Origin of the sequence: Daejeonella sp. (genome assembly GCF_044232565.1) — a bacterium.
Taxonomy (GTDB): domain Bacteria; phylum Bacteroidota; class Bacteroidia; order Sphingobacteriales; family Sphingobacteriaceae; genus Daejeonella.
In genome coordinates this window covers 1-10527 of record NZ_JBIILQ010000079.1, presented here as the reverse complement: position 1 = coordinate 10527, position 10527 = coordinate 1, and the positions used below count along the sequence as shown (strand labels likewise).

At 36.2% G+C, this 10527-nt stretch carries 13 protein-coding genes; 7 read left to right on the top strand and 6 right to left on the bottom strand.

Annotated features, from left to right (window positions below; all coding sequences use genetic code 11):
* Nucleotides 1-9 precede the first annotated feature (9 nt).
* From kdsB to trpS, 3 genes are all read right to left on the bottom strand, one after another.
* The gene (gene kdsB, locus ACILQF_RS06205; RefSeq protein ID WP_395626547.1) at nucleotides 10-750 is read right to left on the bottom strand and encodes a 3-deoxy-manno-octulosonate cytidylyltransferase; all 741 of its coding nucleotides are present in this window, start codon (nucleotides 748-750) and stop codon (nucleotides 10-12) included.
* Nucleotides 751-775: 25 nt separating this feature from the next.
* On the bottom strand, nucleotides 776-1390 hold the full coding sequence (locus tag ACILQF_RS06200) for a deoxynucleoside kinase (RefSeq protein ID WP_395626546.1): 615 nt from the start codon (nucleotides 1388-1390) through the stop codon (nucleotides 776-778).
* Between the two features lie 73 nt (nucleotides 1391-1463).
* Nucleotides 1464-2459, bottom strand: a complete 996-nt coding sequence (gene trpS / locus ACILQF_RS06195) for a tryptophan--tRNA ligase (RefSeq protein WP_395626548.1) — start codon at nucleotides 2457-2459, stop codon at nucleotides 1464-1466.
* A gap of 218 nt (nucleotides 2460-2677) precedes the next feature.
* Between trpS and ACILQF_RS06190 the strand changes: the two genes are divergently transcribed.
* The 6 genes from ACILQF_RS06190 (at nucleotide 2678) to ACILQF_RS06165 (ending at nucleotide 5778) form a co-directional block, all read left to right on the top strand.
* Nucleotides 2678-3304: a lysophospholipid acyltransferase family protein gene (locus tag ACILQF_RS06190; RefSeq protein WP_395626545.1), complete on the top strand. Its 627-nt coding sequence runs from the start codon at nucleotides 2678-2680 to the stop codon at nucleotides 3302-3304.
* A 39-nt stretch (nucleotides 3305-3343) separates the two neighbouring features.
* A complete protein-coding gene (gene gatC, locus ACILQF_RS06185; RefSeq protein ID WP_395626544.1) occupies nucleotides 3344-3637 on the top strand; it encodes an Asp-tRNA(Asn)/Glu-tRNA(Gln) amidotransferase subunit GatC in 294 nt (97 codons plus the stop codon).
* Nucleotides 3638-3690: 53 nt separating this feature from the next.
* Complete coding sequence (locus ACILQF_RS06180) at nucleotides 3691-4452, top strand: ABC transporter ATP-binding protein (RefSeq protein ID WP_395626543.1); 762 nt, start codon at nucleotides 3691-3693, stop codon at nucleotides 4450-4452.
* Nucleotides 4453-4647: 195 nt separating this feature from the next.
* On the top strand, nucleotides 4648-5196 hold the full coding sequence (locus tag ACILQF_RS06175; RefSeq protein WP_395626542.1) for a cob(I)yrinic acid a,c-diamide adenosyltransferase: 549 nt from the start codon (nucleotides 4648-4650) through the stop codon (nucleotides 5194-5196).
* An 84-nt stretch (nucleotides 5197-5280) separates the two neighbouring features.
* Nucleotides 5281-5502 (top strand): DUF2795 domain-containing protein, encoded by a 222-nt coding sequence (locus tag ACILQF_RS06170; RefSeq protein ID WP_002996718.1) that lies wholly within the window; start codon nucleotides 5281-5283, stop codon nucleotides 5500-5502.
* A gap of 120 nt (nucleotides 5503-5622) precedes the next feature.
* Complete coding sequence (locus ACILQF_RS06165; protein WP_395626541.1) at nucleotides 5623-5778, top strand: lmo0937 family membrane protein; 156 nt, start codon at nucleotides 5623-5625, stop codon at nucleotides 5776-5778.
* Between the two features lie 41 nt (nucleotides 5779-5819).
* On the opposite strand, the gene ACILQF_RS06160 is transcribed toward ACILQF_RS06165, so the two are convergent.
* On the bottom strand, nucleotides 5820-6491 hold the full coding sequence (locus ACILQF_RS06160) for a 2-C-methyl-D-erythritol 4-phosphate cytidylyltransferase (protein ID WP_395626540.1): 672 nt from the start codon (nucleotides 6489-6491) through the stop codon (nucleotides 5820-5822).
* A gap of 71 nt (nucleotides 6492-6562) precedes the next feature.
* Entirely contained in the window at nucleotides 6563-7612 is a 1050-nt protein-coding gene (gene queA, locus ACILQF_RS06155; protein WP_395626539.1) for a tRNA preQ1(34) S-adenosylmethionine ribosyltransferase-isomerase QueA, read from the bottom strand.
* A 152-nt stretch (nucleotides 7613-7764) separates the two neighbouring features.
* Here queA and ACILQF_RS06150 point away from each other — a divergent pair, with 152 nt between their 5' ends.
* Nucleotides 7765-9012: an ABC transporter permease gene (locus ACILQF_RS06150; protein WP_395626538.1), complete on the top strand. Its 1248-nt coding sequence runs from the start codon at nucleotides 7765-7767 to the stop codon at nucleotides 9010-9012.
* Nucleotides 9013-9370: 358 nt separating this feature from the next.
* Here ACILQF_RS06150 and ACILQF_RS06145 read toward each other — a convergent pair whose 3' ends face one another.
* Nucleotides 9371-10351 (bottom strand): bifunctional heptose 7-phosphate kinase/heptose 1-phosphate adenyltransferase, encoded by a 981-nt coding sequence (locus ACILQF_RS06145; RefSeq protein WP_395626537.1) that lies wholly within the window; start codon nucleotides 10349-10351, stop codon nucleotides 9371-9373.
* Between the last annotated feature and the right edge of the window lie 176 nt (nucleotides 10352-10527).

Sequence of the window (10527 nt, the reverse complement as noted above, 5' to 3'; positions counted from 1 at the left end):
AACCTAAATCTAACCTTTAAGTATAGCTAATAATTTTTCTACGTCGGCTGGGGTATCTATTGCCTGACTTTCTTTAGTAGTTATTGCGGTTTGTATGGAATATCCGTTTTCAATCCAGCGCAATTGTTCCAGACTTTCAGCTAATTCCAAGCTTGATAGAGGAAGTTTGATTATTTCGGAAAGCGTTTGTGTTTTAAAGCCATAAATTCCGATATGCTTATAGAACGTATGATTTTTTAGCCAAGTACTACTTTTTTGTCCTCTTATGAATGGAATTGTTTGACGACTAAAATAAATTGCTTCTTGATTTTTGTTGAGAATCACTTTGGGGCTGTTCTCATTATATAGTTCCTCTAGCGAATCGATTTTTTTAACTAAGGTAGCTATTTGAGTATTTATTTTATCAAAGCAGGAGCAGAGTAGGTCGATTTGAGAGGGGTCAATCATGGGCTCATCCCCTTGAATGTTAATGATAACATCAAAGTCAGGAAAATTTGCTACAACTTCTCCACAACGATCAGTACCAGTAGCGTGATGTGTAGAAGTCATAATGCCCTCAGCATCAAAGCCATGGAGGTGATCTAATATTCGTTGATCATCTGTTGCTATGATAATTTTATCTAGTTTAGTTGATTTAAGGCATTGCTCATACACTCTTTGGATCATGCTTTTTCCGGCAATATCGATCAGAGGTTTGCCGGGAAATCGACTAGATTGATAGCGGGCTGGAATAATTCCGAGGATCTTCATTGGCCAAAGAAATTATTGGTTTATATTAAAATAATCCGTTGATTTCACGTTCAATACTATTGATTACAAAACCAAGATCTTCTGGTTTATTGGCGAAATCAAGTTTATCTTTATCAAGCACTAATAATTTACCTTTGGTGTAAGAATCAATCCATTTTTTATACTTTTCGTTAAGCTTTGAAAGGTAATCTAAGCGGATTCCAGCCTCGTACTCTCTGCCACGTCTTTGAATGTTATTAACCAATGTTGGAACCGAAGCCTTCAAATAAATTAACAAATCAGGTGGCTTTATAAAGGAGGTGATATTCTCAAAAATTGAACAATAATTTTCATAATCTCTAGTAGACATTAAGCCCATATCGTGCAAGTTTTCTGCGAAGATGTAGGCATCCTCGTAAATGGTTCTATCCTGGATTATTTTCCTTTCTGCGTTTTGAAGTTCTAGAATTTGCTGAAAACGACTGTTTAGGAAGTAAATTTGCAAGTTGAAGCTCCATCTTTTCATATCGCTATAAAAATCTTCAAGGTAAGGGTTATTGTCTACAGCTTCAAACTGTGCTTCATAACCTAGGTGCTTTGAAAGCAGCTCTGTAAGGGTAGTTTTTCCAGCCCCAATATTTCCAACTATGGCAATGTGCATGATGTTTCTTATTTGTATTTAGCGTGTTAGGCTAATAATGTTTTAATTTACAAATTGTTATGATACTAAAGATTTAAAAATTTTTAAATCCGATAATTTCGCGAACTTCTCTAATTGTTTTTGAGGCACTTTCGCGAGCTTTAATTGCTCCAAAACGAGCTACTTGTCTCAAATAGGTATCGTCTTTAGCAATTTCTTTGATTCGCTCACGCATGGGTGCAGTAGCAATAATCATATCCTCTGCCAGCTGCTTTTTTAAGTCGCCATATCTAATTTCACATTTATTATAAAGACTGTCGAAATGCTCAAAAGTGCTCGTAGGAGATACGATTTTCATGAGGTCAAACAAATTTTGAACAGACTCGGCTTTTGCTTGGTTTTCCTCTGTCGGACCGCTATCACTCACTGCCCTCATCACCTTTTTGCGGATAACTTCTGGCTCGTCGGATAGGTAAACAGCATTTCCTTCACCTTCTGATTTCCCCATTTTACCTTTTCCATCAAGTCCCGGTACTTTTACTAACTTTTCGGTGAAATTAAAGGCAAATGGTTCAGGGAAATATTCGTTGTTGTAAAGTCTGTTAAATCTATTTCCAAACGTTCTAGACATCTCTAAGTGCTGCTCCTGATCTTTTCCAACAGGTACTTTTGTAGCTTTATGGATTAAAATATCAGCCGCCATCAATACAGGATAGGTTAATAAACCTGCATTTACATTGTCGGGATGTGCACGAACCTTATCCTTAAATGAGGTGCTTCTTTCAAGCTCGCCTAAGTAGGCATTCATGTTAAGGTAAAGGTATAACTCTGCAATTTCAGGCACATCCGACTGGACATAAATGGTTGCTTTTTCAGGATCAATTCCAGCTGCTAAATATTCAATTAATACCTGTTTAACATTTCCATGAAGGTCTTCGGGAGTAGGGTGTGTGGTTAATGAATGAAAATCTGCTATAAAAAAATAACAATTAAATTCATTTTGCATCTGCACAAAGTTTTTTACAGCGCCATAGAAATTCCCTAAATGCAGTTTACCGGTACTGCGAATACCACTTACAACAGTTTCCATATCCGCGAAAGTAAGGATTTTTTCTGTAACAGAATCTCCTAATTCATGCGATGAATCCAATAATAAAAAGGTCCACAGAAATTCGTATTTTTGATATAATGAAAAGACTTTTTAAGAGCGTCCATCTTTATTATTTTCAGGTTTGGCTTGGCCTAATTTTCACAAGTCTTTATCCTATTATATTTTATTTTTCTCGTAGCCCAGTAAAATTCCATGGTATGAATCGGATGCGATGGGTTTTTAGTTATTTGAGTTCCTTGATTTCTGGTTTTATATTTCGATTTAATTTTGAGGAAAAGGTAGATTGGTCAAAAAGATACATCATTTGCGCAAATCATACATCCAATTTAGATATTACGGCCATGATTCTTTTAGTAAAGCGCAATTATGTGTTTTTTGGTAAAGAAGAACTGCTCGATAATTTCATTACGGGAATTTACTTTCGTACTATTGATATTCCAGTAAAACGAGAGAGCAAAATATCGGCATTTAGAGCATTTAAAAAAGCTGGAGAGAAGCTTAAGGATGGAAAAACGATTGTTATTTTCCCTGAGGGGATGATTAGCGAACATTATCCGCCTGTTTTGCAGCCATTTAAGAATGGACCATTTAGGCTCGCTATTGAACAGGGAGTACAGATATTACCTGTTACAATTTGTAATAACTGGAATTTAATGTGGGATGATGGCAAACGCTATGGTACTAGTCCGGGGATTTGCGATATTTGCGTTCATGCACCCATCGATACAGCAAATTTAACTGCTGAGGATGCTGACGACTTGAAAAACAAGGTTTATGAAATTATTGCTAATCAGCTTGAGGTTCAGCAGCAGCGCAAACAATAGGATAAGAAATATGCTTAAAAAGTTGAATTTTAATAAATTATGAAAGTAAGTTCGGAAACAATCGATAAAATTGCTCATCTGGCCAGACTTGAAGTTCATGAAGGTGAAAAAGGTGGGCTTTTAGACGATATGAATAAAATTTTAACCTTCATGGATAAGTTGAATGAAATTGATACTAGCGGTATTGAGCCATTAATTTACATGAATGATGAAGTTAATGTACTTCGTGAGGATGAAATAAACCAAGAAATTAGCACGCAAATTGCTTTAAAAAATGCACCGAAAGATGATGGAAGGTTTTTTAGGGTAGCCAAAGTGATTAACAAAGTCTAATTTCTATACTACTGTAACAATTAAAACACACCGATAGTCTAAAAAACAAAAATATGGCACAAGATCCTTTAATTACTTTAACTGACATCGGTAGGAAATACGTTATCGGAGCTGAAATTATCCATGCATTAAAATCAGTCTCTTTAACAATAAATAAGGGTGAATTTGTCGCCTTAATGGGACCATCTGGCTCCGGAAAATCTACTCTTATGAATATTCTTGGTTGTTTAGATACTCCAACTAAGGGAATCTATATTCTGAATGGCAACCAGGTTAGTGAAATGAGCGATAGTGAACTTGCCGAAATAAGAAATAAGGAAATTGGTTTTGTGTTCCAAACGTTCAATCTTCTTCCAAGATCTTCCTCGCTCGAAAATGTGGCACTTCCTTTGGTTTACGCTGGAATTGGACGTGCTGAGCGTGAAGAAAGAGCTCAAAAAACCCTTGAGAGTGTTGGACTGGGGAATAGGGTAGATCATAAACCCAATGAACTATCAGGAGGGCAACGTCAGCGTGTTGCTGTAGCCAGAGCATTGGTTAATAATCCCTCAATTATTCTTGCAGATGAGCCAACGGGGAATCTTGACACCAAAACATCTGTCGAGATTATGGGATTATTAGAAGAGATTCACTCCAAAGGAAATACCATTATTCTAGTTACTCACGAAGAGGATATCGCTCAACATGCCCATAGAATTGTTAGAATGCGTGATGGATTAATTGAAAACGACTATCTGAATGAGAATATTAAAACTGTTTCTCCAAGGTTGGATGATATGAAATCCAAGGATTCTGATTTCGAAAAGATTCAATAATTTTATTTTTTGAATAGTAAAATATTTTTTGGGATGCCTTATTTTTCAATAATGGCAAATCCTAAAATATGTTTTATGAATGTCAAAATAAGTGTTAAACATACCAGGGATCCTAATTTTGCAATAATAATTCTTAATATCGCAATTGTTTAAATTAAAAATTGCTCAAACAGGAAATCTAACGATTAAAAAGAAATGAAAATTTATACCAAAACTGGAGATGAGGGTTTGACCTCACTGATTGGTGGAACACGTGTTCCAAAATATGATCTGAGGATTGAAAGCTATGGCACTGTTGATGAGCTAAATTCATATATCGGAATGATCCGTGACCATGATATTGATGCCAGTCAGAAAGATATTTTAAAAGAAATACAGGATAGATTATTCACTATTGGAGCTGCATTAGCCTCTGATCCTGAGAAGTCAAAGATGAAAATTCCAGATCTTCATCTTTCAGATATTACCTTCCTAGAAAATCAAATTGATGAGATGAATCTAATTCTCCCTGAATTAAAGCATTTTATTTTGCCAGGGGGTAGTCCTGTAGTTTCATTTTGCCATGTTTCTAGATGTGTTTGTAGAAGAGCAGAGCGTATTATCGTTCATTTAAAAGCGGAAAGTTTTGTAGATGAGAAGGTAGTAGTTTACCTAAATAGACTGAGCGATTATCTTTTTGTACTTGCTAGAAAGTTATGTTTCGATAGAAATGTGCCTGAAAATCAGTGGTTTCCCCGTGTTTAAGCGCTGTGTTGAAAAATAATTAACTTTGTTATTAATTTTATTATACTTTTGCAAAAAAATAGTATAAATCAAATTCTAAGAAATATGTATTGGACATTAGAATTAGCATCTCATTTAGAAGATGCGCCATGGCCGGCTACCAAAGATGAACTTATTGACTATGCAATTCGTTCTGGAGCGCCCGTGGAAGTAATTGAAAACCTGCAAGCATTGGAGGATGATGGCGAGCCATATGAAAATATAGAAGAGATTTGGCCGGATTATCCTACTAAGGATGATTTCTTCTTTAACGAAGACGAATATTAAAAGATAAACCCTGCATCAGCAGGGTTTTTTTTATGCCCTTTAAAAATGATTAATAATAATCGTTTTTAAACTTTTTTGAGCGTTAAGTGTTAACATTTAATAACGAAATAAAAAAGACTTATGGGAAATTTACTTTATTTGATCGCAGTGATTTTGATTGTTGCTTGGATTTTTGGCTACTTTATCACCCCCTTTGGTGGCGGTTTAATTCACATTTTGCTTGTAATTGCTGTAATTGCAGTACTTCTTCGGATAATTAGAGGTGGCACTGCTTAATGATTTTAATAATCGTATCTGCTAATTTTGAGCTAATAAGATTATTTATTTCGGTTGAGAAGGAATTCAGCAAGTAAGATATCTTCTGGGAATGTGATTTTGATGTTTTGACTCTCACCCTCGATAATATTTATTGAAATGCCCATGCGCTCTACAACAGAGGCATCATCTGTAAATTCATTTCTATAATCTTGTTTATAAGCTTTACTTAGGATTTCTGATTTGAATGTTTGTGGTGTTTGAACTAAATAGATTTGATCCCTATTTAATGATTTGCTCAAATTGCCATTTTGTTGCCTTACAGAATCTTTTGATTTGAGAGCTGCTATGGCGTTTCCTGTCGCTTCTGCGGCTATGAATGAACGAGTAATCAACTTATTGCTTGGCAAGGGACGAACAGCGTCATGGATAGCGATTATTGCTTTTCCTTTAATTAAATTGATTCCGTTTTTAACAGAATTGAAACGTTGGAGTCCGCCTTTAACAAGAGTATGTGGGACTGAAAATTTGTACTTTATACAAAGATTCTCCCAAAAAATATGGTAATCAATGTTTAGAACAAGAATAATTTCAGGTTTAAGGTCAGAATAGTAGAAAGCTTCTATTGTATGCATTAAAATGGGCTTGCCATTTAAAAGCATAAATTGTTTTGGTGTTTCCGATTGCATTCTGCTTCCGGAGCCACCGCCTACTATAATTGCGTAGTATTTCAAAGTTAAAAACTCAGATATAATTAAGATTTAGTGGAAATAAGGAATTTAAATCCCTATTTCCACTAAAGCAATTAAATGATTAGCATGGCATCGCCATAGCTATAAAAACGATATTTCTCTTTTACAGCAACTTCGTAAGCCTTCATCACGTGTTCATAACCTCCAAATGCAGCTACCATCATCAACAAAGTTGATTCTGGAGTATGGAAATTGGTGATCATGCTATTTGCAATACTAAAATCGTATGGAGGAAAGATAAATTTACTGGTCCAATCATTAGCAGCTTTTAATTCTTTTCCTGCTGAAACGGCCGATTCAATGGCTCTCATTGAGGTTGTACCTACGGCACAAACTCTTCGTTTTTCAGAAATAGCTTTATTTACGATGTCCGCATTTTTCTGCTCAATTATAAACTGCTCAGAATCCATTTTATGTTTGGTTAAATCTTCAACCTCAACAGTTCTGAATGTACCAAGACCCACATGCAAGGTAACCTCTGCAAAATCAACACCTTTTAATTCAAGGCGCTTCATTAATTCGCGGCTAAAGTGTAAGCCTGCGGTAGGAGCAGCAACAGCACCTTCGTTTTTAGCAAAAATGGTTTGATATCTCTCTTTATCTTCGGCTGTAGCTTTACGCTTAATGTATTTAGGAAGTGGAGTTTCGCCGAGTATTTCTATGTTTCTACGGAATTCCTCATCAGTTCCATCAAAAAGGAAACGAATAGTTCTCCCGCGAGAAGTAGTATTATCAACAACCTCGGCAACAAGAAGATCATCATCACCAAAGTATAGTTTGTTACCAACTCTAATTTTTCTTGCCGGATCTACCAGAACATCCCAAAGACGCAGCTCACGGTTTAGCTCACGAAGTAAAAAAACTTCAATTGTAGCACCTGTTTTTTCCTTATTACCGTAAAGTCGGGCAGGAAAAACCTTGGTGTTATTTAATATCATCACATCTTTCTCTTCAAAATAACCTAAAACATCCTTGAATATTTTATGTTCAATTGCTCCGGTTTTCTTGTCCAGCACCATTAAACGAGCCTCGTCACGAATTTCAACAGGATTATGGGCTATTAATGATTCAGGTAAATCAAATTTGAACTGAGATAATTTCATAATTATTTTAATGTATTTAAGGGCGCAAATTTAGCAAATTAAAACCACAAATGTTTAATCAATAATAGTAGAAATTTAACATCTTTTAATTATATTCGTATTTCTTGCATCGACCTGTAACGTTTTTCCGTAAATTTGGTCTAATCTCATATATGATATTTCTCAAACTACTTAAAGAGAGTTTTTTGTTTGCCTTTGAAGCTCTTAGGCAAAATAAACTAAGAACAATATTGTCGTTGTTAGGAATAACAATTGGAATAATGACCATAGTAGGCGTTTTTTCTGCCGTTGATACCTTACGGAATAATATTCAGAGCAGTGTTGAAAAACTGGGAAGTAACACCATTTATATTCAGAAATGGCCTTGGGTTGGCGGACCAGATTTTCCATGGTGGAAATATATCTCCAGACCGCAACCATCATTGCGTGATTATAACAAGCTTGCCGAACGACTTCAAAGTGCTGAAGGTATTTCTTTTGAAGTTGGTATTGGTAACCGAACCATTAAGTTTAGAAATAATAGTGTTGAAGGTGTCGAAATTAAAGCTGCATCTCATGACTACTATAAAGTCTGGAAATTTGATTTTCAGGGAGGTCGCTATTTTACAGAAAGCGAATCTAAGAGTGGAAGGCCAATCGCAATTATAGGTTTTTCCATTGCCGACGGCTTGTTCCCAAATGAAGATCCAATCGGAAAAGTGATTACCGTGCTAGGTAGAAAAACTACAATTGTAGGTGTTTTTACTGAGGAAGGGGAGGATATGTTAGGTGTTTCTGCTGACAAAACAGTGCTAATTCCGCTGAACTTTGCTAAAGGTGTTATAAAAGTTGAAGATGAGCGCTACGGACCGCAGATTACAATTAAAGGAAGAGAAAATATTTCTGTAGATGAGCTTGAAAGTGAATTGAAAGGAACTATGCGCTCCATTCATAGGCTAGGTCCGCAAGATGATGATGATTTCTCCTTAAATAAAACTACTGTACTAACCGCTCAACTTGATCAACTTTTTGGCATAATTGATTTTGCTGGTGCCTTTATCGGTGGTTTTTCCATTTTAGTTGGTGGTTTCGGGATAGCTAATATTATGTTCGTATCTGTAAAAGAACGTACTAATATCATCGGAATTCAAAAGTCTTTAGGCGCTAAGAATTATTTCATTATGCTCCAGTTTTTAATCGAATCGGTTCTCTTGTGCCTGATGGGAGGATTTATAGGTCTCCTTATTGTGTTCGGATTGGCATTTATTTCCAAAACCTTCTTTGATCTGACAATTATCGTAGACATGAGCAAAGTTGTTCTTACCATTGTTCTCTCTACCGCTATTGGTCTCATTTCAGGATTTATCCCTGCATTTAACGCTTCTAGGTTAGATCCTGTTGAAGCGATAAGAAGTAAATAAATTGGTTATGAGTTGTCAGGCTGGATGGTTATCAATTATCGTCTAGCTTTGTCAGTCCTGCTACTGGGCGGAAAGAGGATTCTCCCGCAAATTGTGCAAATTAGCTCAGATGGAAATGTTTCGCAAAGGAGTTAACCCATTTTCAGATGTCGCTAGCCTGGTTTCGAGAACCTCAGCCACCGGAGAACCTCAGCCACCGGAGAACCTCAGCCACCTGTTAAATTTTTCAAATGTCGCCAGCCTGATAACTGACAACCGACAACTTACAACTTATCTTTCAAATCTCGCTTGCCTGATGACTAACAACTGACAACTTATTTTTCAGATATCGCTAGCCTAACCAAAAACCAACTAACTACTAATCAACTAATTCCCCCACCTCCCTCAATAACCTTCCCTTGTCAATTGGTACCACCCCAACATGTTCACATACAAGTCCGCCAGCTAGATTTGCAATTTCAGCCATTTTGAGCTCGTTTAAGCCTGCTGCCAGGCATAATGCTGCTGTAGCAATAACAGTATCTCCTGCTCCTGAAACATCGGCTATATCGCGCTTGTGAGCCTTGATATGTTCACTTCCACTTTCCGCACTTATATACACCCCATTTTCAGAAAGGGTTAGCATGACTGATTTAGCACCCAATAGCTTTTTTAAACCTTCAACTGCTTGTGCAACCTGCTCAATATCTTTAGGATCAAGATTTATTTTTAAACCTTCATTTAATTCTTTGAGATTTGGCTTAAATAAATTCACGCCTTTATAAGCATTAAAATTCCGTTTTTTAGGGTCAACAACCGTGATTATGCCCTGTGATTGTGCAAGTTTAACGGTTTGGCTTATCAGGGTTTCAGTAATAAGACCCTTATCGTAATCTTCAAAAATGATTGCACTAATTTTATGCCCTGCAATAATTTGTTTAATCTTTTCAAAGACCAAAACCGTATCTGAATCAGTTAAATTACTTTCTGTTTCAGCATCGACACGCACAATATGTTGATTATGAGCGATTATTCTGGTTTTTACCGTCGTAGGGCGTTCCTTTATTTTGATTATACCCTCTTCTGAGAGCCCCTGGTTTTTTAAAAGTGAAAGTAGATTTTCGCCATCAAAATCATCGCCAATTACAGCACAAATTAGAGGCTTTGCACCGAGCGATTGTATATTTAGGGCTACATTGGCAGCGCCACCTAATCGATTTTCTTTTTTTGTAACACGTACAATTGGGACTGGTGCTTCGGGAGAAATACGATCAATTTTACCCCAGATGTAGCTATCAATCATGACATCCCCAATTATAAGAACATTCAAGGAATTGAACTTTTCAAAGATGTTATTCATGCAGCTTTTTAAATTTGGGAAGCAGGTTTTTAGTCCGCTTTATAAAGAATTTTTATTTTAATGCTCCGAGCGCATTTTTTATACGTTTCATAGCTTCAATCAATTTAATGTTTGCCGCTGCATAGGAAATCCGGATTGAATTTGGATCTCCAAATGAATCACCACTAACAGTAGCA